Origin of the sequence: Streptomyces sp. enrichment culture, assembly GCF_964273255.1 — a bacterium.
GTDB lineage: Bacteria > Actinomycetota > Actinomycetes > Streptomycetales > Streptomycetaceae > Streptomyces.
Genome location: NZ_OZ186835.1, coordinates 3,176,038 through 3,202,335 on the forward strand (window position 1 = coordinate 3,176,038; position 26,298 = coordinate 3,202,335).

Consider the following 26,298-nt stretch of genomic DNA (forward strand, 5'->3'; position numbering starts at 1 on the left):
AGCACACGTGGAGGCCGCGGCACAGGCGGATCCCGGCACGGGCGGGCGCAGCCGGCGGGGCTGGCGGGCCGCGGCGCAGGAGGCGCTGTACGGGCCGGACGGCTTCTACCGGCGCCCCGAGGGGCCGGCGGGGCACTTCCGCACCTCGGTGCACGCCTCACCACTGTTCGCGCGGGCGGTGGCGGAGCTGCTCCGCCGGGTCGACGACGCGCTGGGCCGGCCCGAGGTGCTCGACTTCGTCGACATGGGCGCCGGACGCGGCGAACTCGTCACCGGGGTGCTCGCCGCGCTGCCCGCCGACGTGGCGCGGCGCACCCGTGCGCACGCCGTCGAGGTCGCCGCCCGTCCCGCCGGGCTGGACGGGCGGATCGCCTGGCGGTCCGGTCCGCCGCCCGGGATCACGGGGCTGCTGTTCGCCAACGAGTGGCTCGACAACGTGCCGCTGGACGTCGCCGAGGTGGACGCCGAGGGCGTCCCGCGGCTGGTCCTGGTCGCCGAGGACGGCACGGAACGGCTCGGGGCACCGGTCACCGGGCCCCCGGCGCGGTGGCTCGCCCGGTGGTGGCCGCTGGACGGCGGGGGGCCCGCCGGGGCGGAGCCGCACCTCGCGTCGCCCGCCGGCACAGCAGGCGCGCCGGACCCTGCGTCGCCGGCGGCGGAGGGGCTGCGCGCCGAGATCGGGCTGCCCCGGGACCGGGCCTGGGCGTCGGCGGTCGGCACGGTCGCGCGCGGGCTCGCCGTGGCCGTGGACTACGGCCACACCCTCGGCACCCGGCCGCCGTTCGGCACGCTCACCGGGTTCCGTGAGGGCCGGGAGACGGCCCCGGTGCCGGACGGCTCCTGCGACCTCACCGCGCACGTGGCCCTGGACGCGTGCGCGGCGGCCGTCCCCGGCCCGGGCGGGCGCCTGCTCACCCAGCGGGAGGCCCTGCGCGCCCTGGGCCTGACGGCAGGGCGCCCGCCGCTCGCCCTGGCCTCCACCGACCCCGCGGGCTACGTGCGCGCCCTCGCGGGGGCGGGCCAGGCCGCGGAACTCCTCTCACCGGACGGGCTCGGCGCCTTCGGGTGGCTGGTGCACCCGGTCGGTGTCCCGGACGTCCTCGCGCCGTGAGACACCGGCCGCCCGGCCGCCTCCCGGACGCTCGCTCCCGCAGACGGGCGGGTGACGCGGCCGGCTACTTGTCGATGTCCCCCACCACGAAGAACATCGACCCCAGGATCGCCACCATGTCCGACACCAGGGTGCCCGGCAGCAGCTCGGTGAGCGCCTGGATGTTGTTGTACGACGCCGAGCGCAGCTTCAGCCGGTACGGCGTCTTCTCCCCCTTGCTGACCAGGTAGTAGCCGTTGATGCCGAGCGGGTTCTCGGTCCAGGCGTAGGTGTGGCCCTCGGGCGCCTTCAGCACCTTCGGGAGCCGTTGGTTCACCGGCCCCGGCGGCAGCTGGGCCAGCCGGTCGAGGCAGGCGTCGGCGAGGTCCAGGGCGTTGTAGGTCTGCTCCAGGAGGCACTCGAAGCGGGCCAGGCAGTCGCCCTCCTCGCGCGTCACCACCTTCAGGACGTCGCCCAGTTCGCCGTAGGCGAGGTAGGGCTCGTCGCGGCGCAGGTCGAAGTCGACGCCGGAGGCGCGGGCGATCGGCCCGCTGACCCCGTAGGCGTGCACGGCCTCGGGGGAGAGCACGCCCACGTCGCGGGTGCGGCCCCGGAAGATCTCGTTGCCGAGGACCAGATCGTCGAAGCGGCCCATGCGCGAGCGGACGTCGGCGACGGCCGCCCGCGCGCGGGCCGTCCAGCCGGCCGGGAGGTCCTCCTTGAGGCCGCCCACCCGGTTGAACATGTAGTGCATGCGCCCGCCGGAGACCTCCTCCATGACGTGCTGGAGCTCCTCCCGCTCCCGGAACGCGTAGAAGATCGGGGTGATGCCGCCGAGTTCCAGCGGGTAGGAGCCGAGGAACATCAGGTGGTTGAGCACCCGGTTCAGCTCGGCGAGCAGTGTGCGCAGCCACACCGCGCGCTCGGGGACCTCCATGCCCAGCATGCGCTCCACGGCGAGGACGACGCCCAGTTCGTTGGAGAACGCCGACAGCCAGTCGTGGCGGTTGGCGAGCACGATGATCTGGCGGTAGTCCCGGGCCTCGAACAGCTTCTCCGCACCCCGGTGCATGTAGCCGATCACCGGCTCCGCGCGCACGACGAGTTCGCCGTCCAGCACCAGCCTCAGACGCAGCACACCGTGCGTCGACGGGTGCTGGGGCCCGATGTTCAGCACCATGTCGGTGCTCTCCGCGGCGCCGCCGATACCGACCATGGTCTCCGTGGTGGGCGTCATGGTCCCAGTCTCCCCTACGTACGCTGGCTGCATGGAGACGGGGAGCCCCCACGATCGGGGGACGACGGGTACGACGGCGGACGCGCACGCGGTGACCGCGGACGCCCACGCCACCGGCGGCGCGGGCAGCACCGGGACACGACCCGCGCCCACGGCCGGCGGCGGGACGGAAACCGGCACCGGGGCAGGTGCCGGTGCCGGTGATGAAGCCGTGGCCGGTGCCGAAGCCGAAGCGGCGGCCGGTGCCGAAGCCGGAACGGTGGCCGGTGCCGAAGCCGTGTGGATCGCGCTGCCGCCCGGGCTGCTCCGGGTACGGCGGCTGCTGCTGGTGGTGTGGCTGGGGCTGCTGACCCTGGCCACCGGGCTCGTCCCGGGCCTGCTGGCCGGGCCCGGCTGGGCCGCCTTCGCAGTGCTGCCGCTGGCCCTGCTGGTGTGGGGATGGGGGATGCTGGAACGCAACTGGCGTTCCTGGCGGTACGCCGAGCGCTCCGACGACCTGCTGATCAGCCGGGGCGTGCTGTGGCGGCAGGAGACGGTCGTGCCCTACGGCAGGATGCAACTCGTCGAGGTCACCTCCGGCCCGCTGGAACGGCACTTCGGCCTCGCCAGCGTGCAGCTCCACACCGCCGCGGCGGCCACCGACGCGACCATTCCCGGCCTCGACCCGGCCGAGGCGGAGCGGCTGCGCGACCGGCTCACCGAGCTGGGCGAGGCACGATCGGCGGGACTGTGACGGCCCCCGACGTCCAGCGGGACGTGACCGGACGGCGCCCGGTGATCGAGCGGCGGCTGCACCCCGTCACCCCGCTCCGGCGGGCCTGGGCACCCGTCGCGGTGCTCATCGGGTGGGCGGTGCACGACCCCGACCAGGCACAGCGCCAGCTGACCCGGCTGACCACCGGCACCCTGCTCATCGGCCTCGCCGTGCTGCTGCCGGCCGCCGCCCTCTACGGCTTCCTGAGCTGGTGGTTCACCCATTTCGCGGTGACCGACAGCGAGTTGCGCATCCGCACCGGGCTGCTGTTCCGCCGTACCGCGCACATCCGGCTGGAGCGGGTGCAGGCCATCGACGTCACCCAGCCGCTGCTCGCCCGGGTGGTCGGCGTGGCGAAACTGAAACTGGACGTCATCGGCACCGACAAGAAGGACGAACTCGCCTTCCTGGGCGCCGACCAGGCCCGTGCCCTGCGGGCCGAACTGCTCGCCCGCGCGGCCGGTTTCGCCCCGGAGACCGCGCACGAGGTCGGGGAGGCGCCGTCCCGGGAGCTGCTGCGGGTGCCGCCGGGCGTGCTCGCCCTCTCCCTGGTGCTGACCGGCGCGACGTGGGGCTGGCTGATCGCCGCCGTGGTCGTGGTGCCGCTGCTGTGGATGGCCACCCACAGCCTGTGGACGGTCCTCGCCGCCGCCCTGCCGCTGTTCGGCGCGGCGGGCGCGAGCAGCGTCGGCCGGTTCGTCACCGAGTACGACTGGACGGTGGGCGAGTCGCCGGACGGGCTGCGCATCGACCACGGCCTGCTGGACCGGGCCCACGAGACGGTGCCGCCGGGACGGGTGCAGACCGTGCGGATCGTGGAACCGCTGCTGTGGCGGCGGCGCGGCTGGGTGCGGGTGGAACTGGACGTCGCCGGGTCCGACAACTCGATGCTGCTGCCGGTCGCGCCGCGCGAGATCGCCGAGGCGGTGATAGCCCGCGTACTGCCCGGTGTGCACGTTCCGCCGCACGCGGCCCTGTCCCGGTCACCGCGCCGCGCCCGGTGGTGCGTGCCCGGGTGGTGGCGCGGCTACGGACTCGCCGTGACCGACACGGTGTTCGTGGCGCGCCGCGGCCTGCTGGGGCGCAGCACCGCCCTGGTGCCGCACGCGAAGGTGCAGAGCGTACGGCTGGTCCAGGGCCCGTGGCAGCGCGCGCACGGCGTCGCCGACGTCCATGTGGACAACGGGGCGAACAAGTCGGTGACGGCGCGCCTGCGGGACGCCGACGAGGCGGCGGAGCTGCTGCGGGCGCAGGCCGAACGCTCCCGCACGGGCCGCCGGGACGCCCGCCCGGACCGGTGGATGGTCCCGGACGCCCAGGCGAAGTGACGTCCGGCACCGCCCGCCCCCGCCGGCCGGACCGGCACCGGGGGACGACGGACGACGGATCGGACGACGGATGACGGACGGCAGATGCAGACGGCGGACGGCGGACGGCGGACGGCGGACGGCGGACGGTGAACTGCGCGAGGCCGTCGCGGACATGAAGCCGTCGCGGACATGAGGAAGGGTCCCGCACACCGTGGTGTGCGGGACCCTTCACCGTCCTGCCTCGTGGTGCGTCCGGCGCCGGTCAGGACACCGCGCTGCGCAGGCCCTCGACGTCGATGTGCTCCGTCTCGTCGTGCTCCGTCAGGTCGATGACCTGTCCGACGGCGCGGGCCTCGTCACCGGCCGCTTTGAAACCGGCTTCGGCCTCCGCCTTGTGCAGCGCGAGCGCCTCCGGCCCGACGACATCGGCGAGGTCCTCGTTCTGCACCTCCTCCAGGGCGGCTTCCTCCGCGCCCTTCTTGGTGCCGAAGAAGTCGAACCCGTCCCCGGTGACCGGGCGCCGGACCGGCACCGTCGGGGGGACGACCGCGACCGCCGTGGGCACCGTGAAGTGTCCGGAGGGCTGCCGCGCGGACGGGGAGCCGGCCGGGGCCGGGGATGCGGCGGGCCCGGTCGGGCCGGCGGGGGCGGCGGTCGCCCGGTCGTGCTCGGCGGCCGCCACGGTCTTCCCCTCGGCGTCGTCCTCCCGTGCTTCCCCGGGCCTGCGCGCGGCGCCGTCGGGGCCGTCGTCCCGGGGGGAGCCGCCCCGCTTGCGGAAACCGTTCCCCTTCAGGCCCGTACGCGGCGTGCGGGGCGTGTGGGGCGTCACCCCGCCGGGCGCGGGGCGGCCCGGGGCGCCCTCGGCGGCCGTGGGCGCCCGTCCCGTCCCGTCGTCGGCGTACGTGCCGCCGGGCTGCTGCGCGGTTACGTCGTCGTCGGCGGCGTCCTCCGCCCCGGCACCGACGGGGCCGGCCTGCGCGCCGCCCGGCTGCTGCTCGTCGGCGTCCCCGGACGTGTCGCCGTCCGCGTCCGCACGGGTGTCCGCTTCGCTGCTCGGTTCGGTGCTCGATTCGGCGCTCGGTTCGGTGCTCGCTCCGGTGTCCGTTCCGACTGTCCCGGCCGACCGCTCGAAGCGTGCCAGGGCCGCCCCGGCGCGCAGGAACAGCTGGGAGCCCTCCGGGGAGAACGCCCGGGTCGCGGCGGCCTCCTCCGTCCCGGAGGCGTCCGTCCCGGAGGCGTCGTCACCGGTCCGCGGGCCGGGCACGGTCTCCGCCGCGGCCCCGGCGTCCGCCGTCCCGGTGTGCTCCGCGCCCTCGGTGCCGGCCGCGTCCGACGCACCCGCGGGCAGCGCCCGCGCGGGCACCGCGGCCTCGATCTCCAGCACCCGGCGGTCCTCCAGGACGCTCGCCCGGTCCGCCTCCGCCGCCGCGTAGCGGCGCAGCAGGGCCGCGTGCTCGTTGCGCAGGCCGGCCAGCTCCGCGCGCTTGGCCCGCAGCCGCTGCTCCAGCTTGACGCGCAGCTCGCGCGACTCCTCCAGGTCGGACTCCAGTTCGGCGGTCCGTTCCTCGTAGCGCCACTCGTCGCTCGCCCGCGCGCGCGTCAGGTCGGCGACACGCTTGCCCGCCTGGGCGTCCCAGCGCCGCATGACGACCGCACCGGCGGTCGCCGTCGCCGCCGCGACCGCGGCCAGCAGGCGCAGTGCGGCCGGTTGCGTGAACACCCATGGCCCCAGGGCGCAGACGAGCGAGACGCCTGCGATCGCCGACGGGGGCAGCAGCCTGTGCAAGGGCGGTGAATGGCGGTGACGTCCACGTGGCATGGCCAGAAACTTACCGCGCGTAGGGGAATGATGGACCCCCGCCCCGTAAAAACAAAGCGATAACAAGGGCTTCACAGGGCGTCGGAGAACTCGGGCCGGCCGTGAATGGGCACAACTCCCGGAATTCGCCCCGAGATCGTTCCGCCGCGCCGCCCCCGACGGCCCCTCGTCCCGCCCCGCGGCGCGCCCCGCCCGGGGCCGAACGGGCAACGGACGGCGCCCGTTTCCCGGTGGCGCGGTGTTCGTCCGCCCCATTCCCGGGCATCGGCACCCCGATTTTCCGAGGGTCTCTCCGAGGGCCGTCGTCGTGCGCCGGATCCCGCGCCCGCTCACCGCTTCCTCCAGCACCCGCCCATCCCGCTCCCGGATCAGCGGAATGCCCCGCCGCCGGGTGTGGAAGTCGTCTCCGCCCTTTCCGGGTTGACCGAGGAGACGCGCGTCCGGCTCATGTCCTTCGCCCCGGATCCTTCACCCCGGAGAACCGGAGCCGGGCCGGGCCGGGCCGTCGGACTCGCCCGGCGCACTGCCGGAGACGGGCGCGACGTGTCGGCGGCCGGCCCGTGCCGGACCCATCGGCGGCGCCGCCCGCACGCGTGGCCGGACCCGCAGCCGGCCGCCCCGGCCACCGCGTCAGACGGACGGCGCCGACCGGTCCCGGGCCGTGGACGGTCGTGGCGGGCGGAGTGAACCTCCCTGCCCGGGACGCCGTCCTAGAGGGCGCAATGTCGCCGGATGCCCGAATCGGGACCGGATCCAGAGTCTCTCGCAGAACCACGGGATGCGATGTCTGTCAGGACGGATGAGGAAATGCCGGGCGAGGTTCCGCGCACCACGGGCCGGGAGAACCGTACGGACCGGACGGACCGTACCGCCCGGACGACCCGTACGGACCGCACGGACCGCACGGTTCACAGGGGCGGCGCCGACCGTGCGGAGCGAACCGCCCCGGCCCGGTCCCCGCGCGGCACGCGCCTGGTGGGCGCCGTGCGACGGTCGGCGGGCACCGCGCGCCGCCTGCTGCGCGGGCCGCGTCCCGAGGCCGTGCCGCTCTGGGTGGGCCGCGCGTGCGCCCTGGTCGGTCTCCTGGACGTCGCGGCGGGCGTCTTCCCCCGCTTCCGGCACAGCCGTATGCACGCCCTCGCGGAGGTGCTGCCGGGCACCCTCGGCCCGTTCGCCGCCGCGCTCGCCCTCAGCGCGGGCGTGCTGTTGCTGCTGCTCGCCCACGGGCTCAAGCGGGGCAAGCGCCGCGCCTGGCGCGCCGCCGTCGCCCTGCTTCCGGCCGGCGCGGTCGCGCAGTTCGCCTACCGCCACTCCCTGCTGGGCGTCGTGCTCTCGCTCGCGCTGCTCGCGGTGCTGCTGCGCCACCGCGCCCAGTTCGCGGCGCTGCCCGACCCGCGCAGCAGATGGCGGGCGCTCGCCAACTTCGTGCTGATGGGCACCGGTTCGCTGCTGCTGGGCCTGGTCGTCGTCAACGCCCACCCCCGGCTGCTGGTCGGCGACCCGAGCCTCGCCGACCGCCTCACCCACGTCGTGTACGGGCTGTTCGGCTTCGAGGGCCCGCTCGACTACCGGGGCGACACCTCCTGGACGGTCGCCTTCTCCCTCGGCGCCCTCGGCCTGCTCACCGCCGTCACCACCCTCTACCTCGCCTTCCGGCCCGAGCATCCGGCCGCCCGCCTGACCGAACAGGACGAGGAGCGGCTGCGCGCCCTGCTCGCCCGGCACGGCGGGCGCGACTCCCTCGGCCACTTCGCGCTGCGCCGCGACAAGGCCGTGGTCTTCTCCCCCAGCGGCAAGGCGGCGGTCACCTATCGCGTGGTCTGCGGGGTGATGCTCGCCAGCGGCGACCCGATCGGTGACGTGGAGGCCTGGCCCGGCGCCATCGAGCGCTTCATGGACGAGGCCAGGGCCCACTCCTGGACGCCCGCCGTCATGGGCTGCTCGGAGACCGGCGGCCACGTCTGGACCAGGGAGACCGGCCTCGACGCCCTCGAACTCGGCGACGAGGCGGTGGTGGACGTCAAGGATTTCTCCCTGGCCGGCCGCGCGATGCGCAACGTGCGCCAGATGGTCAAGCGCATCGAGCGCGCCGGTTACGAGACCCGGGTCCGGCGCGTCCGTGACCTCGGGGACGCCGAGTTGGACCGCATCCGCCGCGCCGCCGACGCCTGGCGCGGCACCGACACCGAGCGCGGCTTCTCCATGGCGCTCGGCCGGGTCGGCGACCCGGCGGACGGCGACTGCCTGATCGCCACCGCGCACCGGACGGACGGCCCGCCCGGCGCCCCCGGGTCACCGGGCGGGCACGGTGACCTCAAGGCGGTCCTGCACTTCGTGCCGTGGGGTGCCGACGGCGTCTCCCTCGACCTGATGCGCCGGGACCGCTCGGCCGACCCCGGCATGAACGAGATGCTGATCGTGGCCGCCCTCCAGGCCGCGCCGGCGCTCGGCATCACGCGCGTCTCCCTCAACTTCGCGATGTTCCGGGCGGCCCTGGCCCGGGGCGAGCGGATCGGCGCCGGGCCGGTGCTGCGCGCCTGGCGGGGACTGCTGCTCTTCCTCTCCCGCTGGTTCCAGATCGAGTCCCTGTACAAGTTCAACGCCAAGTTCCGGCCCCGCTGGGAACCCCGGTTCGTGGTGTACCGGGCCCCGGGCGACCTGCCCCGCATCGGCATCGCCGCCCTCCAGGCGGAAGGTTTCCTCAATCCGGTTCCGCCACTGCCGTCCTTCCTGCGCCGCCGCAGACCCGCCCCGCTCCCCTGCGCCCACCGGCCCCCGGAGCACACCCCGGCCTCCCCGGACACCGCGGTCCCCGCGGCCTGACCGGCCGACGCGGTCCGCGGGCCACCCCGCCCCGGGGGGCGACGCCCCTCCCGACCGCCACCGCACCCCCGGGCGCGCGCACCGCTCCCCGCCGCGCGCCCGCTCCCGCCCCGGGCGGAAGCCGTCCCCGCCGCACGGTTTCCGCCCGGGCCGCGCCCTCCCCGCGCGCTCCCGGGCCCCCGCCCTGGGCCTACGCTGAACATATGAGCAATCGCAGCGGACGCCCTCACGTCGCGGGACTTCCACACTGGGACCGCTGTGCGGTCATGGGAGTCGTCAACGTGACGCCCGACTCCTTCTCCGACGGCGGCCGCTGGTTCGACACGAGCACCGCCGTCAAGCACGGCCTCGACCTCGTCGCCCAGGGCGCCGACCTCATCGACGTCGGCGGCGAGTCCACCCGCCCCGGCGCCACCCGCGTCGACGAGGCCGAGGAACTGCGGCGGGTCATCCCCGTGGTCCGCGGGCTCGCCTCCGAGGGCGTCACGATCTCCGTCGACACCATGCGCGCCTCCGTCGCCGAGCAGTCCCTCGCCGCCGGGGCCGCCCTCGTCAACGACGTCAGCGGCGGGCTCGCCGACCCCGCCATGATCCCCGTGGTCGCCGCCTCCGGCGCGCCCTTCGTGGTCATGCACTGGCGCGGCCTGCTGGAGGGCGCCAACGTCCGGGGCACCTACGACGACGTGGTCACCGAGGTCGTCGACGAACTGCACGCGCGCGTCGCGGCCGTCCTGGAGGGCGGCATCGCCGCCGACCGCGTGATCGTCGACCCGGGCCTCGGCTTCTCCAAGGGCGCCGACCACGACCTGGCCCTCCTGGCCCGCCTGGACCGCGTCCTCGCCCTCGGGCACCCGCTGCTCGTCGCCGCGTCCCGCAAGCGGTTCCTCGGCCACATCCTCGCCGGACCCGACGGCGCTCCACCGCCCGCCCGGGAGCGGGACGCCGCCACCGCCGCCGTCTCGGCCCTCTCCGCGCAGGCCGGCGCCTGGGCGGTCCGCGTCCACGAGGTGCGCGCCACCGCCGACGCCGTCCGCGTCGCCCACGCCGTCTCCCGGGCGTACACCCCGGACGCTGCACCCGCCCCGTCCGGCGGGCCCGGCGCAGAAGGCACCCGGTGAGCGCACCCCACACCGACGTCGAGCAGGTGGAGGCCGCCAACACCGCCTACTACGAGGCGGTCGAACGGGGCGACTTCGAAACGGTGTCCTCCCTCTGGCTCACCCCCGCCGACCTCGGCGTCGACGAGAGCTACCACGATCCCGCCGACAGCGGCGTCGTCTCCTGCGTGCACCCCGGCTGGCCGGTGCTCACCGGACGCGGCGAGGTCCTGCGCTCCTACGCCCTGATCATGGCGAACACCGACTACATCCAGTTCTTCCTCACCGACGTGCACGTCTCCGTCACCGGCGACACCGCCGTGGTGACCTGCACCGAGAACATCCTCAGCGGCGGCCCCGCCCCGGCCGCCGGGGAGGAGCTGGGCCCGCTCGTCGGCCAGCTCGTCGTCGCCTCCAACGTCTTCCGGCGCACTCCGGCCGGCTGGAAACTGTGGTCGCACCACGCCTCCCCGGTCCTCGCCGAGGCCGAGGACGACGACGGTGAGGGCGACGACACCCCGGCGTGACCGGACGGACACCCGCCACGTGCCGCCCCGCGGACCGGGACGTGGCGGGAATCACGGCGTCGCGACGGACACGGCCCCCGACCCGTGAGGCCGGGCCCTCCGCTGGGCAAACGCTGGATGAACCCTCCCCGCGCCCGGCGGGGAGCGCCCCACGGCAGCCGGGACCGGACCGGCCCCGCGGGTAGATTCGACCGAGGCCGGCGTGCCGTCCGCACGCGACACCACCGGCCGGACCGACGACTGCAGGAGTGATTCGCGTGGATCGTGTCGCGCTGCGCGGCCTCAAGGCCCGTGGGCACCACGGTGTGTTCCCCGAGGAACGCGAGAAGGGCCAGACCTTCGTCGTGGACGTCGTCCTCGGGCTGGACACCCGGCCGGCCGCGGCCGACGACGACCTGACGAAGACCGTGCACTACGGCGTCGTGGCGGAGGAGGTCGTGGCCGTCGTCCGGGGCGAGCCCGTCGACCTCGTCGAGACCCTCGCCGAGCGGATCGCCCAGGTCTGCCTGAAGCACGAAGCGGTACGGGAGGTCGAGGTCTGCGTCCACAAGCCGGAAGCACCGATCACCGTGCCCTTCGACGACGTGACCGTCACCATCAACCGGAGCCGCGCATGACCAGGCCGTCCAGCACGGGCCACACCGACCCGACCGTTCAGCCCGTCCCGGCCTCCGTGGTCGAACAGGTGGACGCCGCCGACACCACCCTGCAGAACCCGAAGCAGGCCGTCGTGTCCCTCGGCGCCAACCTGGGCAACCGCCTGGAGACCCTCCAGGGCGCCGTCGACGCGCTGGAGGACACCCCCGGCATCCGGGTCAAGGCCGTCTCCCCCGTGTACGAGACGCAGCCGTGGGGCGTCGAGCCGGGCAGCCAGCCCGCCTACTTCAACGCGGTCGTCATCCTGCGGACCACGCTGCCGCCGTCCTCCCTGCTGGAGCGGGCGCACGCCGTCGAGGAGGCCTTCCACCGGGTCCGCGACGAGCGCTGGGGCCCGCGCACCCTGGACGTCGACATCGTCGCCTACGCGGACCGTCTCTCCGACGACCCGGTCCTCACGCTGCCCCACCCGCGCGCCCACGAGCGCGCCTTCGTCCTCGCCCCCTGGCACGACGTCGACCCCGACGCGGAGCTTCCCGGGCGCGGCCCGGTGACGGCCCTGCTCGACGCGGTCACCCGCGAGGGCGTGACACCGCGCACGGACCTGGAACTCCGGCTGCCCGAGTAGCCGTTAAGGTCGACAGGGCCCGCTCCGGGCACCACCGGGCACATCGAAGGGACACCGTGAGAGAGCTGCGCATCAGGGTGCTGGCCGGCGTGTTCGTCGTCGCCGGGATCCTGTCCTGGGCGGTCGCCCGCCTGTGGAACTCCTTCGGGACCCTGCCGAGCGTGCCGGTGGCCGCGCCCATCGTCCTGGCCCTGATCGCCGTGGTCCTCGCGGCCACGGCGCTCTCCCTGCGGTCCCGACTCCGGGCCCAGCGCGAGCGCCGCCCCGAGGCCAAGGGCGTCGACCCGATGATGGCGGCGCGGGCCGTCGTCTTCGGCCAGGCCAGCGCCCTGGTCGCCGCCCTCGTCGCGGGGATGTACGGCGGGACGGGCGTCTTCCTGCTGGAGTACCTCGACGTCCCGGCCCGCCGGGACCAGGCCCTCTACGCCGGGGCCTCGGTCCTGGCGGGCATCGGCGTGATAGTGGCCGCCCTCTTCCTGGAGCGGGTCTGCAAGCTGCCGGAGGACGACGAACACGACGGCGGCCCGGGAGCCGCCCCGGCGGCCTGACCCGTCCCCCGGGCCCCTGACCGCCCGGCACACAGCACAGCGCGTCGGCACCGGCACCGGTGTCATGGCACGGGACGGAGCCACACCACGAGCCGTGCCCGCTGCCCGGCGCCGGGCGGGAGACCGTGCCGGCCCCACCGTCGCCGCAGGCACGGTGAGCCGTGCGGCCCCCGGAGGTGCGGTCAGCGGGCCATGATCAGGCTCATCGCCTCGTTGCGGGTGGCCGCGTCCCTCAGCTGGCCGCGCACGGCCGAGGTGAGCGTCTTCGCGCCGGGCTTGCGGATGCCGCGCATGGACATGCACATGTGCTCGCACTCCACGACCACGATCACACCGCGCGGCTCCAGGATGTCCATGAGGGAGTCGGCGATCTGCGTAGTGAGCCGCTCCTGCACCTGCGGTCGCCGGGCGAAGACGTCCACCAGCCGGGCCAGCTTGGACAGTCCGGTGATCTTCCCGCTGGTGGACGGGATGTAGCCGACGTGCGCCACGCCCCGGAACGGCACCAGGTGATGCTCACATGTCGAGTACACCTCGATGTCCTTGACCAGCACCATCTCGTCGTGGCCCAGGTCGAACGTGGTCGTCAGGACGTCCTCGGGCTTCTGCCACAGCCCCGCGAAGATCTCCTTGTACGCCCGCGCCACCCGGGCCGGCGTCTCCTGCAGCCCTTCACGGTCCGGGTCCTCGCCGACCGCGATCAGCAGCTCCCGGACGGCGTTCTGGGCCCTCTTCTCGTCGAACTCGCCGACGGGGCCTATGCCGTCCAGCGTCACGGGGTCGGTCATGGAGTGCCTCGTTCCTGTGCCTCACGCGCGCCGGGCACGCGTCTCAACTGCGGGTACGCAAAACGCCGCGCCCCCCAGGCTAGAACCTGGGGGGCGCGGCATCCATTCCGGGCCCGGCGGGGCCGCCGGGGAGCGGGTCAGCTCTCGGGGCGTTCCTCCGGGGTCCGCTCCGGCGCCGGGGCGGGCTCCGCCACGGTGCTCTTGGCGGTGGAGATGGCCGGCGTCGCGCCGTTCGCGCCGTTCGTCAGGGCCAGCTCCTTGGGGGAGAGGACCGGCGGACGGGTGGACGGCGTACGGCGGGAGGAACCGGTCCAGGCGGGCCGGGGCGGGCGCTTGACGATGGGGGCGAAGATCTCGGCGATCTCCTCCTTGCCCAGCGTCTCCCGCTCCAGCAGGGCCAGCACCAGGTTGTCGAGGACGTCGCGGTTCTCGACCAGGATCTCCCAGGCCTCGTTGTGCGCGGCCTCGATGAGCTTCTTGACCTCTTCGTCGACCAGCGCGGCGACCTCTTCCGAGTAGTCGCGCTGGTGAGTCATCTCACGGCCGAGGAAGGGCTCGGTGTTGTCGCCGCCGAACTTGATCGCACCCAGGCGCTCGGTCATGCCGTACTGCGTGACCATGGCGCGGGCGAGGCCGGTGGCCTTCTCGATGTCGTTGGCGGCACCCGTGGTCGGGTCGTGGAAGACGAGCTCCTCGGCCGCGCGGCCGCCCAGCATGTAGGCCAGCTGGTCCAGCATCTCGTTGCGCGTGGTGGAGTACTTGTCCTCGTCCGGCAGCACCATCGTGTAGCCGAGGGCCCGGCCTCTGGAGAGGATGGTGATCTTGTGGACCGGATCGGAGTTGGGTGAGGCCGCCGCGACCAGGGCGTGTCCGCCCTCGTGGTACGCGGTGATCTTCTTCTCCTTGTCCGACATGATCCGGGTCCGCTTCTGCGGGCCCGCGACCACCCGGTCGATCGCCTCGTCCAGCATGTGGTTGTCGATCAGCTTCTGATCGCTGCGGGCGGTCAGCAGCGCCGCCTCGTTGAGCACGTTCGCCAGGTCGGCGCCGGTCATGCCGGGGGTGCGGCGGGCGACGGCCGACAGGTCGACGTCCGGGGCGACCGGCTTGCCCTTCTGGTGGACCTTGAGGATCTCCAGACGGCCCTGCATGTCCGGGCGGTCGACCGCGATCTGGCGGTCGAAGCGGCCGGGGCGCAGCAGCGCGGGGTCGAGGATGTCCGGGCGGTTCGTGGCGGCGATGAGGATCACGCCGCCCTTGACGTCGAAGCCGTCCATCTCGACCAGCAGCTGGTTCAGCGTCTGCTCGCGCTCGTCGTGCCCGCCGCCGAGGCCGGCGCCGCGGTGGCGGCCGACCGCGTCGATCTCGTCGACGAAGACGATCGCGGGGGCGTTGGCCTTGGCCTGCTCGAACAGGTCACGGACTCGGGAGGCACCGACACCGACGAACATCTCGACGAAGTCGGAACCGGAGATCGAGTAGAAGGGGACGCCCGCCTCGCCCGCGACGGCCCGCGCGAGCAGGGTCTTGCCCGTACCGGGGGGACCGTAGAGCAGAACGCCCTTGGGGATCTTGGCGCCGACGGCCTGGAACTTCGCCGGTTCCTGCAGGAACTCCTTGATCTCGTGGAGCTCCTCCACGGCCTCCTCGGAGCCCGCGACGTCGGAGAACGTCGTCTTCGGGGTGTCCTTGGTGATGAGCTTCGCCTTGGACTTGCCGAAGTTCATGACGCGGGAGCCGCCGCCCTGCATCTGATTCATCAGGAACAGGAAGACGACCACGATGAGGACGAAGGGCAGCAGCGACAGCAGAATGCTGACGAAGGCGTTCTGCTTCGACGGCGAGACCGTGTAGCCCTTCGGGATCTGCTTGTTCTGGTACTTGTCCTGCAGCGTGTTGGCGATGGTGACGCCCTGGTCACCGATGTAGCTCGCCTGGATCTTCGAGCTGCCCTTGATCTCGACGCCGTCCTTGAGCTCGGCCTTGATGGTCTGCTCGTCGCCCGTCGTCAGCTTGACCTGCTCGACCTTGTTCTCGTTGATCGCCTGGACGACCTGGCCCGTGTCCACCGTCTTGTAGCCGCCGGACGAACCGACGACCTGCATCAACACGACCACGGCAAGGACGGCCAGCACGATCCACATGACCGGCCCACGGAAGTATCGCTTCACGTCCATCCATACGGAGCGGTGCCGCCCCGTCCCTCCTGCCATAGTGAGTTTGATAAAGACTGTTCTTCGGACGGTACCCCAGCATTGTCCCCCGAAGCTGCGCGGGACGGCTGACAAACGCGTCTACGCATGCTCCAACGGCGCGGACACCGCCGGGGTTCCCGATCTTCTGTACGGCAACCCGCCCGGGGCGGTTCAGCCGCCGTAGACGTGGGGCGAGAGCGTACCGACGAACGGGAGGTTGCGGTACTTCTCGGCATAGTCGAGGCCGTATCCGACGACGAATTCGTTGGGAATGTCGAATCCCACCCATTCCACGTCGATGGCGACCTTGGCGGCCTCGGGCTTGCGCAGCAGCGTGCACACCTTGAGGGAGGCGGGCTCGCGCGAGCCGAGGTTGGAGATCAGCCAGGACAGCGTCAGCCCGGAGTCGATGATGTCCTCGACGATCAGGACGTGCCGGCCCTTGATGTCGGTGTCCAGGTCCTTCAGGATCCGCACCACGCCGGAGGACTGGGTGCCCGCCCCGTACGAGGACACGGCCATCCAGTCCATGGTGACGGGGGTGGACAGTGCCCGCGCCAGGTCGGCCATGACCATGACCGCGCCCTTGAGGACGCCGACGATCAGCAGGTCCTTCCCCGCGTACTCCGCGTCGATCTTCGCCGCCAGTTCCGTCAGCTTGGCGTCGATCTCTTCCTTGCTGAGGAGCACCTTCTCGAGGTCGGCACCCATGTCTTTCGCGTCCACCCGCATCACTTTCGGTCGTCCCACCGGCTGCCCCGTACCGTCGGCGGCGCTGCCGGGGGGAGGGATTCAGCCTTGCCGAATCACCAGTCTGCCACCCTGCCGGGTGGCGACGACCCGGCCGGGGAGGTTGATGGCTCCCTGGCCGCGCCAGCCGGTGATGAGCCGGTCGACCTCCTCGATGTGCCGCGCGAACAGCGATCCGGCCGGCGCGCCCGCCTCGATCGCGGCCCGGCGCAGCACGCGGCGGCGCACGGCGGGCGGCAGGGCGTGCAGCCCGGCGCACTCCAGGCGGCCCTCCGGGTCCCGTACGCCGTCCTCGGCGCGGGAGGCCCAGGCGTCGAGGGCGTCGGCGTCGTCGCGGGAGAGCTGGGCCGTCCGGGCGAGGGCTTCGACGACGCCCTTGCCGAGGGCCTTCTCCAGCGCGGGCAGGCCCTCGTGGCGCAGTCGGGAGCGGGTGAAGGCGGGGTCGGCGTTGTGCGGGTCGTCCCAGACGGGCAGGGACTGGACCATGCAGGCCCGGCGGGCGGTCTGCCGGTCGAGCTGGAGGAAGGGGCGGCGGTAGCGGCCGTCGGCCCCCGAGACCGCGGCCATACCGGACAGGGAGCGGATGCCGGAGCCCCGGGCGAGGCCCAGCAGAACGGTCTCGGCCTGGTCGTCGCGGGTGTGGCCGAGCAGGACGGCGGTGGCGCCGTGCCGTTCGGCGGCGGCGTCGAGGGCGGCGTAGCGGGCGTCGCGGGCGGCGGCTTCGGGGCCGCCGTCGCGGCCGACGCGCACGGCGACCGACTCGGCGGGGTCGAGGCCGAGTTCGCGCATCCGCTGCACGACCTCGGCGGCGCGCCGGTCGGACCCGGCCTGCAGGCCGTGGTCGACGGTGATGCCGCCGGCGCGGACGCCGAGGCGGGGGGCTTCGAAGGTGAGGGCGGAGGCGAGCGCCATGGAGTCGGCGCCGCCGGAGCAGGCCACGAGCACGAGCGGGGAGGAGGAGCGCTCGGACCCGGAGCGGCCGGCGGTGCGGCCGTGTTCGGCGAGGACGTCGTTCAGGACGCGGCGGACCGCCAGGCGTATCGCCGCGACCGCAGGATGGGGACCCATGTCCGGTTCCCTTCAGGAAGGTTCGGGGGTGACCCCCGAGATCGGTCACTCAGAGTGTGTAGATGGTGACAGAACCGGGGCGTTCCCCGAGCATTGCACGCCTACGCATGACAAACGGTCCCTCGGACGGGTGATTGGACCGGCGTCCCCCTGCCGTCACCGTCGCCCCCCACCGAACGGAACTCAGGCTTCCGGCTTGCGGTGCACCCGGGTGATCCAGTCCGCCGGGGCGGCGATCTCCGCTTTGGTCGGCAGGGTGTTCGGCGAGGTCCACACGTGGTTGAAGCCGTCCATGCCCACCTCCTCGACGACGGCGCGCACGAACCGCTCGCCGTCGCGGTACTGGCGCAGCTTGGCGTCCAGGCCGAGCAGCTTGCGCAGCGCCAGGTCCAGGCGCGAGGCGCCCTTGGCCCGGCGCTGCTGGAACTTCTCGCGGATCTCCGCGACGCTCGGCACGACGTCGGGGCCGACGCCGTCCATCACGAAGTCGGCGTGCCCCTCCAGCAGGGACATCACCGCGGTGAGGCGGCCGAGGATCTCGCGCTGGGCCGGCGTCTGCACGATCTCGACCAGGGAGCGCCCGCCGTCGTCCTCCTCGCCCTCGGGCCGGCCGCCGACGAGGGTCTGGGCCGCCTCGCGCAGGCGTTCCAGCACGGTCATGGGGTCGACGTCGGTCTCCCCCAGGAACGCCTGGATCTCGCCCTCCAGGTGGTCGCGCAGCCAGGGCACGGCCGTGAACTGGGTGCGGTGGGTCTCCTCGTGCAGGCACACCCAGAGGCGGAAGTCGTGGGGGTCCACCTCGAGTTCGCGCTCGACGTGGACGACGTTGGGGGCGACGAGCAGCAGCCGGCCGCCGCCGTTCTCGCCCGCCGGGAGGTCGCGGGAGGCGGGGGCGAAGGTCTCGTACTGGCCGAGGACGCGGGAGGCCAGGAACGACAGCAGCACGCCCAGCTCCACCCCGGTGACCTTGCCGCCGACGGCACCGAGCACCGCGTTGCCCGGACTGGAGCCGCGCCGCTCCTCCATCTTGTCCAGGAGGGGTTTGAGCAGTTCGCGGAAGCCCGCCACGTTGGCCCGGACCCAGCCGGGCCGGTCGACGACGAGGACGGGGGTGTCGTGGGTCTCTTCGGTGCCGAGCCGGGTGAAGCCCCGGACGTGTTCCTCGGAGGACTTCGCGTGCCGGCGCAGCTCGGCGACGACGGCCCGGGCCTCGTCGCGGCTCACGTCGGGGCCCGGCCGCATGAGCCGGGTCGCCGTCGCGACCGCGAGATTCCAGTCGACCATCCCGGAAGAGGCAGCACCACCGATGCTCGTCATGCGTCAACGGTACGTGAGGGGCGTCACCGACGGCAGGGCGGCGAGTCGGCGGAACGGCCGCCGCCGGGCGGGCGGAGGGCGGGCCAAGGGCGTGCGGCGGTCACCGGCAGCCGCAGGACGCCAGCGCCGTGGCCGCCTTGTCGAGGGCCTCCTCGGCCGCCTTCTGGCCGCTGGTGCCGTCGGCCAGGAAGGCGAAGGCGAGCAGCCGTCCGTCGCGGTCCACGACGGTGCCCGCCAGCGCGTTCACGCCGGTGAGGGTGCCCGTCTTGGCGCGGACGACCCCGGCCGCGCCGTCGGCGTAACGGCCGGAGAGGGTGCCGGTGAAACCGGCCACGGGCAGCCCGGTGAGGGCGGCGCGCAGCTCGGGGCGGGCGGGGTCGCCCGCCGTCACCAGCAGGGCGGTCAGCAGGTCGGCGGTGAGCCGGTCGCGGCGGTCGAGACCGCTGCCGTCCTTGAAGACGGCGCCCTTGACCGGCAGGCCCAGCTTCTTCAGCTGCGCGGTGATGGCCGCGCCGGCTCCGGCGAAGTCGGCGGGGCGGCCGGCGGCGATCGCGGTGTGGCGGGCGAGGGCCTCGGCGATGTCGTTGTCGCTCTGCGTCAGCATGCGCTCAGCCAGGACCGACAGCGGGGGCGAGGAGACGGTGGCGAGGGTGTCGGCCCGGGTCGTCGCCTTCGACGGGCCGGGCGGTGAGGTCTTGACGCCGTGGTCCGCGAGGAAGCCGCCGAACGTCCGCGCGGCGTCCGCGGCGGGGTCCTGGACGCGGCGCACCGGGCCGCTGGTGGAGTCGTCGGTGCGGGCCTCGTCGGCCATCAGCGGGGTCACCTCGGCGAGGTTGCCGTTGACGCCGATCGGGTGCCGCCCGGACCCGCGGTACAGGGTGGTGTCGTAGGAGAGCGTCACCTCGCGCACGCCGCGCTTGGCCAGGGCGGCGGCGGTGCGGGCGGCGAGGTCGCGCAGGCTCGCCGAGCCCTTGGCGTCCTTGCGGGCGGTGAGGGTGGGGTCGCCGCCGCCCACCAGGACGACCTCTTTCGTGTCGGGTTCGTAGGCGGTGCGGGTGGTCAGGCGGTGGTCGGCGCCGAGCGCGGAGAGCGCGGCGACCGCGGTGGCGATCTTGGTGGTGGAGGCAGGTGTCAGGGCGTCCCCGGAGGCCGTGCCGTACAGGCGCTTGCCGGTGGCGGCGTCGACGACGGCGGCCGACTGCCGCCCCAGGACGGGGGACCGGAGGATCGGGTCGAGCAGGGCGGCCAGCGCCTTCCCGGTGGGCGCCGGGCGTCCGGTGGTGGCGGTGCCGCCGAGACCGGCGAGCACGGAGGCGGCGCCGGGCGCCGCGTCGGGCCCGCGGGGCGGGGTGCCGGCGTTGCCGCGTGCGGCGCCGTGATCTGTGCCACGCGCGGCTTCCAGGGCCACGGCCCGGTCCCGCTCCGCCGTACGCTGACCGGTGGAGTCCCAGGGACCGGCGGCGGTCACCACCCCGGCGGCCAGCGCCAGACCGGCGGTGGCGGCGGTGGCGGTGAACTGCCAGGTCTTCGGCCGGCCGACCCGCGTGACCCGCGGCGAGTCCGGCCGGTCCGAGCGCGCCAGGCGTGGCGTGGCGGCGGCGACGGCCCGCGCGAGGCGCGGCCGGACGGCGGCCGCCGCCCGTGCCGCCCGCGGTCGTACGGCGCCCGCGATCCGCACCACGTGCGGTCTCGCGGCCCGCCAAGGCCTCAGCTCTGGCACGACCACCAGCCCCTTTCGCGATCACACACCTGCGTGAGGGACACTTAACCACCAGAACTATGTGTTGATCATGGAGGAGCCACCGGTGGAGTTCGACGTCACGATCGAGATCCCGAAGGGTTCGCGGAACAAGTACGAGGTGGACCACGAGACGGGTCGGATCCGCCTGGACCGTCGACTCTTCACCTCGACCGCCTACCCGACCGACTACGGTTTCGTCGAGAACACCCTCGGCGAGGACGGCGACCCGCTGGACGCGCTGGTCATCCTGGACGAGCCGACGTTCCCGGGCTGCCTGATCCGCTGCCGCGCGATCGGCATGTTCCGGATGACGGACGAGGCGGGCGGCGACGACAAGCTGCTGTGCGTGCCGTCGACGGACCCGCGCGTGGAGCACCTGCGCGACATCCACCACGTCTCCGAGTTCGACCGCCTGGAGATCCAGCACTTCTTCGAGGTCTACAAGGACCTGGAGCCCGGCAAGTCGGTCGAGGGGGCCAACTGGGTGGGCCGGGTGGACGCCGAGGCCGAGATCGAGCGGTCCTACAAGCGTTTCGAGGAGCAGGGCGGCCACTGAGCCCCCGCCCGACCCGTCCGACGGGCCGTACGCTCACGCGTGCGGCCCGTCGTGCTCTTCCGTGCGCATACTGAGGATCTACGGGGAACGGATGACCCGAGGGACGGTGTCGTACAGGGAGCGCTGCACACGTGAGGGACGCGGAGGACCGCAAGCCGCAGTCGGACGAGGCGAGGAGTGCCTTCCTCCCCCCTGCCGGGCGGGGAGCGTCGGCCGAACCGGAGTCGTCGACGACCTCCGAGTTCGCCGTTCCCGAGGGGCTGGCGGTCCCGAAGACCGCCGGCACGGAGTCGGAGACCACCTCGGAGTTCGCGCTGCCGTCGGGCCTGGACGTGGCGCCGCAGTCGCCACCGGAGACCGAGGGGTCGGCGTTCAACCCGCCGAGTACCTACCAGACCCGCCAGGCACCGCCGGCCTTCACCCCGCCCAGCGGCATACCGTCCGTGCGCCTGACGACGGACGTCCCCTGGCAGGACCGGATGCGCACCATGCTGCGCATGCCGGTGACCGAGCGTCCGGCCCCGGAGTCCGCGCAGCGGCACGACGACGAGACCGGCCCGGCCGTGCCGCGCGTGCTCGACCTGACCCTGCGCATCGGGGAGCTGCTGCTCGCGGGCGGTGAGGGCGCCGAGGACGTGGAGGCGGCGATGTTCGCCGTGTGCCGCTCCTACGGCCTGGACCGCTGCGAGCCGAACGTCACGTTCACCCTGCTGTCGATCTCCCACCAGCCGTCCCTGGTGGACGACCCGGTGACCGCCTCCCGCACGGTGCGCCGCCGGGGCACCGACTACACCCGGCTGGCGGCCGTCTACCAGCTGGTGGACGACCTCAGCGACGACGAGACGCACGTGTCGCTGGAGGAGGCCTACCGGCGGCTGGCGGAGATCCGCCGCAACCGGCACCCGTACCCCGGCTGGGCCCTGACCGGGGCGAGCGGGCTGCTCGCGGGATCGGCTTCGGTGCTGGTCGGCGGTGGGCTTCCGGTGTTCGTGGCCGCCGCCATCGGCGCGATGCTCGGCGACCGGCTGGCCTGGCTGTGCGCGGGGCGCGGGCTGCCGGAGTTCTACCAGTTCACCGTGGCCGCGATGCCCCCGGCAGCGATAGGGGTCGCGCTCACTCTGGCGCACGCGAACCTGAAGGCGTCCGCGGTGATCACCGGTGGGCTGTTCGCGCTGCTGCCCGGACGGGCGCTGGTGGCCGGGGTGCAGGACGGCCTGACCGGCTTCTACATCACCGCCTCCGCCCGGCTCCTGGAGGTCCTGTACTTCTTCGTCGGCATCGTCGCCGGGGTGCTGGTGGTGCTCTACTTCGGCGTGCAGCTGGGCGCCGGGCTGAATCCGGACGCGGCCCTCGGCCAGGAGGAACGGCCGCTGACGCAGATCGCCGCGTCGATGATGCTGTCCCTGGCCTTCGCCGTGCTGCTCCAGCAGGAGCGGGCGACGGTGCTGATGGTGACCCTCAACGGCGGGGTCGCCTGGGTGGTGTACGGCGCGATGCACTACGCGGGCGGCATCTCGCCGGTGGCGTCCACGGCCGTGGCGGCGGGGGTGGTGGGGCTGTTCGGGCAGTTGCTGTCCCGGTACCGGTTCGCCTCCGCGCTGCCGTACACCACGGCGGCGATCGGCCCCCTGCTGCCCGGTTCGGCGACCTACTTCGGTCTGCTGAACATCGCGCAGAACGAGGTCGACACCGGCCTGACGTACCTCACCAAGGCGGTGGCGCTCGCCATGGCCATCGCCATCGGGGTGAACCTCGGTGCCGAGATCTCACGGATCACCCTGAAGATCGGTTCCGCCGAGAAGCGCCGTGCGGCGAAGCGGACGCGGGGTTTCTGACCCGGAACCCCGCGTCCGGCCGGGGGCTCAGTAGCCCTGGTCGTACGGCTGCCGCGGTCGCTGTCCGTCTCCCGGCCAGGGCGCCTGGCCGGGGTGGCCCTGCGGCGGGTACGGCCCGTTGCCGTAGGGCTGCTGGGGCTGCGGGGGCTGCTGCCGGGGCCCGCCGCCGTCGCCGTGGGGCGGCCGGTTCCCGTAGGCGCCACCGCCGTACGGGTACGGGTCACCCTGGGCGGGGCCGCCGTGGGCCGGGCCGCCGTAGGGCTGCGGGGCGGCCTGCTGGGGAGCGGTCTGCTGGGGACGGGGGGCCTGCGGGGCCATCGGGGCGGGGCCGCGGTCGTCGGGGGCGATGCGGCGCAGCTGGGTGGTCGCGTCGTCCATGAGCGGCGCCTGGTGCTGCTGCGCGGCGGCCGGGGCGGCCTCGGCGCCGGCGCGCTTCTTCTTGGCCCGCTCGCGCAGGTACTCCACGATGATCGGGACCACGGAGAGGAACACGATCAGGATGAGGATCGTCTCCACGTTCTCCTTGATCAGGTCGATCTGGCCCAGCCAGTAGCCCGCCACCGTGACGCCGCATCCCCACGCGATGCCGCCGACGATGTTGTACGTCAGGAAGGTGCGGTACTGCATGCGGCCGGCGCCGGCCACGATCGGGGCGAAGGTCCGCACGATGGGCACGAAGCGGGCCAGCACGATCGCCTTGGGGCCGTACTTCTCCATGAACTCGTGCGCCTTCTCCAGGTTCTCCTGTTTGAAGAGCTTGGAGTTGGGGCGGCTGAACAGCTTCGGGCCGAAGAACTTGCCGATCATGTAGCCGACCTGGTCACCGATGACCGCGGCCAGCACGATCAGGGTGCAGACGAGCCACAGCGGCTGACTGATGTAGTTGCCCTCGGCTACGAAGAGGCCCGCCGTGAACAGCAGGGAGTCACCGGGCAGGAAGGCGAAGAGACCGGACTCGGCGAAGACGATCAGCAGGATGCCGGGCAGGCTGAACGTGCTGATCAGGTAGTCCGGGCTCAGCCACTCGGGGCCGAGCGCAAGGGTCGTCACGGGGCTGGGGCTCCTGGCTTATGGGGTGAGGGGGGCCGGGCGGCGCGCCCAAAGTACCAACGTTGTCTCAACGCGGGCGCCCTGCCCCGGGTTCCAGGGTGCTTCGTCCCGCCCCGCCCCGGGCCGCGGCGGGGCTTCCGGGGGCCTGCCGGGCCCGTGGCCGGGACGGCTCCCGGGCACCCGTTCCCCACGTCCGGGGGCGGGGCGCCGGGAGCCGTCCGCCGGCCCGCGCCGGCCCCCTCGCCCCGCCGCGCCGGCCGCCGCGACCCGCGTGCCCCGTGCCCCGTGCCCCTGCGGTCAGGAGTGCCGGGCGGCGTTGGCGACGATGGCGTCGCGCTCGTAAGCGGCCAGTCCGGGACGCGTCTGGTCGATGGACCGCGTGAACCGCTCGTCCGAGACGTACATCTCGCCGATGCACGCGTGCATCGGGTGGTCGCAGTCGTAGTGGTTGCGCGTCATCCACAGGCGGTGGTCCTCGGCCACGTCCATCGCGGCCTCGGAGTCCGCCGGTTCACCGGCCTCCATCAGGGCAACGAAGCGCCGGGTGAGCTCGTCACCCTCGCGCTGGATGCGCTGCCAGTCCTCCTTGGTGTAGGAGGCGGCCCGCTCCTTGGACTGGCGGTAGGCGTCGGTGCCGCCCCAGCGCTCCCGCACCTCCTCCTCGTACTGCTCGGGGTCGTGGTCCCCGAAGACCTCGAACTTCTCCTCGGGTGTCAGGTTGATGCCCATGCTGCGTGCCTCCATGGCGTGCTCCACGGCCGCCGCCATCTTCTGCAGCTTCTCGATCCGGGCGGTCAGCAGGGCGTGCTGGCGGCGCAGGTGCGCGCGCGGGTCCGCGTCCGGGTCGTCGAGCAGGGTGGCGACCTCGTCGAGCGGGAAGCCGAGCTCCCGGTAGAACAGGATCTGCTGCAGCCGGTCGAGGTCGGCGTCGCCGTAGCGCCGGTGACCCGCGTGGCTGCGCTCGCTCGGGACGAGCAGGCCGATCTCGTCGTAGTGGTGCAGCGTGCGCACCGTCACCCCGGCGAATCCGGCGACCTGTCCCACGGAGTAGCTCACTTCCGCTCCCTTCTCGGTACGCACTCCACCCTGGGGCCTCACGTCACGTGAGGTGCAAGCCGGCGGGCGCGGGCGCCCACACGTCACGTACGCCCGTTTCAGCGCGGTTTGCCGCTTTCACCCGTCTATCGTGTGCGCGTGGTCCAGGACAGTCCCCCGCACACACCCGCCACGGCTCCGGCGACTCCGGCACGCGCCCTGCTGCCGTCCATCCTCCCGGCGCTGCTGGTCGGCGTGACGGCGAGCCTGCTGCTGGTGGGGGTGGATGCCGGGGCCGAGGAACTCCAGGACGTGCTGTGGCGGACGGTGCCCGACGCGCTCGGGGTCGGCCGGTACTCCGTGCTGTGGATGTCCGTGGTGCTCGTCGCCACCGGGATCGCCGTGGGCCTGGTGGTGTGGAAGGTCCCCGGGCACGCGGGTCCGGACCCCGCCACCACCGGTCTCGACGCCCCCGTCCTGCCGCCCGCCGCGCTGCCGGGACTGCTGCTGGCGACCGCCCTGATGCTCGCGGGCGGGCCGAGTCTCGGCCCCGAGAACCCGATCATCGCCGTCAACGTCTCGCTGGCCGTCTGGGCCGGGCTGCGGGCCTTCCCGGCGGCCCCGGAACGCAGTTGGGCGGCGCTCGCCGAGGCGGCGACGATCGGGGCGCTGTTCGGCACGCCGGTGGCCGCCGCGCTGATCATCTCCGAGGCCCTGGCCGGGCAGCGGCTCAAGGGGCAGCTCTGGGACGGCGTCTTCGCGCCGCTCACCGCGGCCGGCGCCGGCGCGCTCACCGTCACCCTGGTCTCCCGGCCCAACTTCGACCTGCACCTGCCGTCCTTCGGCCACCCCGACTGGGCCGACCTGCTCGCGGCCCTCGTCATCGCCTCGGTGGGCGCGCTGCTCGGCATGGCCGCCGTGCGGGCCTTCCCGTACGTCCACCGGGCCTTCGGCAGGCTCCGGCACCCGATGCTGATGCTGCCCGCGGGCGGTGTCGTCCTGGCCGCCCTGGCGGCGGTGGGCGGCCATCTGACGCTGTTCAAGGGCCTGCACGAGATCGCGGAGCTGGCGGGCGACCCCGACGGCTGGACGGCGGGCGAGTTCGCCGTCATGGCGGTGGTGAAGCTGGCGGCCCTGCTGGTCGCCGCGTCCTGCGGGTTCCGGGGCGGACGGATCTTCCCGGCCGTGTTCGTCGGCACCGCGCTCGGACTGTGCGCGCACGCCCTGGTGCCCGCCGTGCACCCGGCGGTGGGGGTCTCGGCGGCGGTCCTGGGCCTGCTGCTGGCCATCACCCGGCAGGGCTGGGTGAGCCTGTTCGTCGCCGCCGTCCTGGTCTCCTCGCCGGGGATCATCGCGCTGCTGTGCATCGCCTCGCTGCCCGCCTGGCTGCTGGTGACGGGGCGTCCGCAGATGCAGCTCCGGCCGGACGGGACGGCGGTCCGGTGACCGGGGGCGTGGAGCGGTCGCGGCCGGGACGTGGCCGGGCCCGTCCGGTGGCGGCCGGTCCGGTCGGCGCGTCCGCCGGCCCGGCCC

General features: G+C 73.8%; 22 protein-coding genes. 12 read left to right on the top strand and 10 right to left on the bottom strand.

The genetic code is table 11. The features are described from left to right. The first annotated feature begins 7 nt into the window (after nt 1-7). Nucleotides 8-1,111 carry an SAM-dependent methyltransferase gene (locus tag ACSU53_RS13580; protein WP_437027632.1) on the top strand — a complete coding sequence of 368 codons (1,104 nt, stop codon included), beginning with the start codon at nt 8-10 and terminating at the stop codon, nt 1,109-1,111. Between the two features lie 64 nt (nt 1,112-1,175). On the opposite strand, the gene ACSU53_RS13585 is transcribed toward ACSU53_RS13580, so the two are convergent. Next, nucleotides 1,176-2,327, bottom strand: coding sequence for an NADH-quinone oxidoreductase subunit D (locus ACSU53_RS13585; protein ID WP_437027634.1), 1,152 nt, complete (start codon nt 2,325-2,327; stop codon nt 1,176-1,178). Between the two features lie 211 nt (nt 2,328-2,538). On the opposite strand from ACSU53_RS13585, the gene ACSU53_RS13590 reads away from it, so the two are divergent. Together ACSU53_RS13590 and ACSU53_RS13595 are read left to right on the top strand one after the other, a co-directional pair. Continuing rightward, nucleotides 2,539-3,060: a PH domain-containing protein gene (locus ACSU53_RS13590; protein WP_437033182.1), complete on the top strand. Its 522-nt coding sequence runs from the start codon at nt 2,539-2,541 to the stop codon at nt 3,058-3,060. Further along, entirely contained in the window at nt 3,057-4,409 is a 1,353-nt protein-coding gene (locus tag ACSU53_RS13595; protein WP_437027636.1) for a PH domain-containing protein, read from the top strand. Before ACSU53_RS13590 ends, ACSU53_RS13595 begins: the two co-directional genes overlap by 4 nt. Before the next feature lie 244 nt (nt 4,410-4,653). On the opposite strand, the gene ACSU53_RS13600 is transcribed toward ACSU53_RS13595, so the two are convergent. Then, nucleotides 4,654-6,210 carry a hypothetical protein gene (locus ACSU53_RS13600; RefSeq protein WP_437027638.1) on the bottom strand — a complete coding sequence of 519 codons (1,557 nt, stop codon included), beginning with the start codon at nt 6,208-6,210 and terminating at the stop codon, nt 4,654-4,656. Between the two features lie 984 nt (nt 6,211-7,194). On the opposite strand from ACSU53_RS13600, the gene ACSU53_RS13605 reads away from it, so the two are divergent. The 6 genes from ACSU53_RS13605 (at nt 7,195) to ACSU53_RS13630 (ending at nt 12,430) form a co-directional block, all read left to right on the top strand. Beyond that, entirely contained in the window at nt 7,195-9,033 is a 1,839-nt protein-coding gene (locus tag ACSU53_RS13605) for a phosphatidylglycerol lysyltransferase domain-containing protein (RefSeq protein WP_437027640.1), read from the top strand. 203 nt (nt 9,034-9,236) lie between these two features. Beyond that, entirely contained in the window at nt 9,237-10,151 is a 915-nt protein-coding gene (gene folP / locus ACSU53_RS13610) for a dihydropteroate synthase (protein ID WP_437027642.1), read from the top strand. Further along, nucleotides 10,148-10,657 carry a nuclear transport factor 2 family protein gene (locus ACSU53_RS13615; RefSeq protein ID WP_437027644.1) on the top strand — a complete coding sequence of 170 codons (510 nt, stop codon included), beginning with the start codon at nt 10,148-10,150 and terminating at the stop codon, nt 10,655-10,657. Before folP ends, ACSU53_RS13615 begins: the two co-directional genes overlap by 4 nt. Nucleotides 10,658-10,914: 257 nt before the next feature. Continuing rightward, nucleotides 10,915-11,274 (top strand): dihydroneopterin aldolase, encoded by a 360-nt coding sequence (gene folB, locus ACSU53_RS13620; RefSeq protein WP_437027646.1) that lies wholly within the window; start codon nt 10,915-10,917, stop codon nt 11,272-11,274. Further along, the gene (folK, locus tag ACSU53_RS13625) at nt 11,271-11,882 is read left to right on the top strand and encodes a 2-amino-4-hydroxy-6-hydroxymethyldihydropteridine diphosphokinase (RefSeq protein WP_437027648.1); all 612 of its coding nucleotides are present in this window, start codon (nt 11,271-11,273) and stop codon (nt 11,880-11,882) included. Before folB ends, folK begins: the two co-directional genes overlap by 4 nt. Nucleotides 11,883-11,938: 56 nt before the next feature. Beyond that, on the top strand, nt 11,939-12,430 hold the full coding sequence (locus ACSU53_RS13630; RefSeq protein WP_437027650.1) for a DUF3180 domain-containing protein: 492 nt from the start codon (nt 11,939-11,941) through the stop codon (nt 12,428-12,430). Between the two features lie 182 nt (nt 12,431-12,612). On the opposite strand, the gene folE is transcribed toward ACSU53_RS13630, so the two are convergent. The 6 genes from folE to dacB all read right to left on the bottom strand — a co-directional run bounded on the left by folE (nt 12,613) and on the right by dacB (nt 20,274). Beyond that, a complete protein-coding gene (folE, locus tag ACSU53_RS13635) occupies nt 12,613-13,218 on the bottom strand; it encodes a GTP cyclohydrolase I FolE (RefSeq protein WP_437027652.1) in 606 nt (201 codons plus the stop codon). A gap of 137 nt (nt 13,219-13,355) precedes the next feature. Then, nucleotides 13,356-15,395 carry an ATP-dependent zinc metalloprotease FtsH gene (ftsH, locus tag ACSU53_RS13640; protein WP_437027654.1) on the bottom strand — a complete coding sequence of 680 codons (2,040 nt, stop codon included), beginning with the start codon at nt 15,393-15,395 and terminating at the stop codon, nt 13,356-13,358. Nucleotides 15,396-15,584: 189 nt separating this feature from the next. After that, nucleotides 15,585-16,145, bottom strand: coding sequence for a hypoxanthine phosphoribosyltransferase (hpt, locus tag ACSU53_RS13645; RefSeq protein WP_437033184.1), 561 nt, complete (start codon nt 16,143-16,145; stop codon nt 15,585-15,587). 60 nt (nt 16,146-16,205) lie between these two features. Further along, nucleotides 16,206-17,231 carry a tRNA lysidine(34) synthetase TilS gene (gene tilS / locus ACSU53_RS13650; protein ID WP_437027656.1) on the bottom strand — a complete coding sequence of 342 codons (1,026 nt, stop codon included), beginning with the start codon at nt 17,229-17,231 and terminating at the stop codon, nt 16,206-16,208. A gap of 183 nt (nt 17,232-17,414) precedes the next feature. Then, a complete protein-coding gene (locus tag ACSU53_RS13655; protein WP_437027658.1) occupies nt 17,415-18,548 on the bottom strand; it encodes a zinc-dependent metalloprotease in 1,134 nt (377 codons plus the stop codon). A 100-nt stretch (nt 18,549-18,648) separates the two neighbouring features. Next, complete coding sequence (dacB, locus tag ACSU53_RS13660) at nt 18,649-20,274, bottom strand: D-alanyl-D-alanine carboxypeptidase/D-alanyl-D-alanine endopeptidase (RefSeq protein ID WP_437027660.1); 1,626 nt, start codon at nt 20,272-20,274, stop codon at nt 18,649-18,651. A 79-nt stretch (nt 20,275-20,353) separates the two neighbouring features. Here dacB and ACSU53_RS13665 point away from each other — a divergent pair, with 79 nt between their 5' ends. Then, a complete protein-coding gene (locus ACSU53_RS13665; protein ID WP_145871991.1) occupies nt 20,354-20,845 on the top strand; it encodes an inorganic diphosphatase in 492 nt (163 codons plus the stop codon). A 131-nt stretch (nt 20,846-20,976) separates the two neighbouring features. Continuing rightward, entirely contained in the window at nt 20,977-22,680 is a 1,704-nt protein-coding gene (locus tag ACSU53_RS13670) for a threonine/serine exporter family protein (RefSeq protein WP_437027662.1), read from the top strand. A 27-nt stretch (nt 22,681-22,707) separates the two neighbouring features. Here ACSU53_RS13670 and ACSU53_RS13675 read toward each other — a convergent pair whose 3' ends face one another. Then, on the bottom strand, nt 22,708-23,730 hold the full coding sequence (locus tag ACSU53_RS13675; protein ID WP_437027664.1) for a VTT domain-containing protein: 1,023 nt from the start codon (nt 23,728-23,730) through the stop codon (nt 22,708-22,710). A 297-nt stretch (nt 23,731-24,027) separates the two neighbouring features. Next, nucleotides 24,028-24,786 (bottom strand): MerR family transcriptional regulator, encoded by a 759-nt coding sequence (locus tag ACSU53_RS13680; RefSeq protein WP_437027666.1) that lies wholly within the window; start codon nt 24,784-24,786, stop codon nt 24,028-24,030. A 138-nt stretch (nt 24,787-24,924) separates the two neighbouring features. Between ACSU53_RS13680 and ACSU53_RS13685 the strand changes: the two genes are divergently transcribed. Further along, nucleotides 24,925-26,211 (top strand): ion channel protein, encoded by a 1,287-nt coding sequence (locus ACSU53_RS13685; RefSeq protein WP_437027668.1) that lies wholly within the window; start codon nt 24,925-24,927, stop codon nt 26,209-26,211. The last annotated feature ends 87 nt before the right edge of the window (nt 26,212-26,298 follow it).

What these genes read in the sequence shown, in the direction of transcription:
- ACSU53_RS13585 (WP_437027634.1), bottom strand. Translation starts at nt 2,327, where the DNA reads ATGACGCCCACCACGGAGACCATGGTCGGTATCGGCGGCGCCGCGGAG.
- ACSU53_RS13600 (WP_437027638.1), bottom strand. Translation starts at nt 6,210, where the DNA reads ATGCCACGTGGACGTCACCGCCATTCACCGCCCTTGCACAGGCTGCTG.
- folP (WP_437027642.1), top strand. Translation starts at nt 9,237, where the DNA reads ATGAGCAATCGCAGCGGACGCCCTCACGTCGCGGGACTTCCACACTGG.
- folK (WP_437027648.1), top strand. Translation starts at nt 11,271, where the DNA reads ATGACCAGGCCGTCCAGCACGGGCCACACCGACCCGACCGTTCAGCCC.
- folE (WP_437027652.1), bottom strand. Translation starts at nt 13,218, where the DNA reads ATGACCGACCCCGTGACGCTGGACGGCATAGGCCCCGTCGGCGAGTTC.
- ftsH (WP_437027654.1), bottom strand. Translation starts at nt 15,395, where the DNA reads ATGGACGTGAAGCGATACTTCCGTGGGCCGGTCATGTGGATCGTGCTG.
- hpt (WP_437033184.1), bottom strand. Translation starts at nt 16,145, where the DNA reads ATGCGGGTGGACGCGAAAGACATGGGTGCCGACCTCGAGAAGGTGCTC.
- tilS (WP_437027656.1), bottom strand. Translation starts at nt 17,231, where the DNA reads ATGGGTCCCCATCCTGCGGTCGCGGCGATACGCCTGGCGGTCCGCCGC.
- ACSU53_RS13655 (WP_437027658.1), bottom strand. Translation starts at nt 18,548, where the DNA reads ATGACGAGCATCGGTGGTGCTGCCTCTTCCGGGATGGTCGACTGGAAT.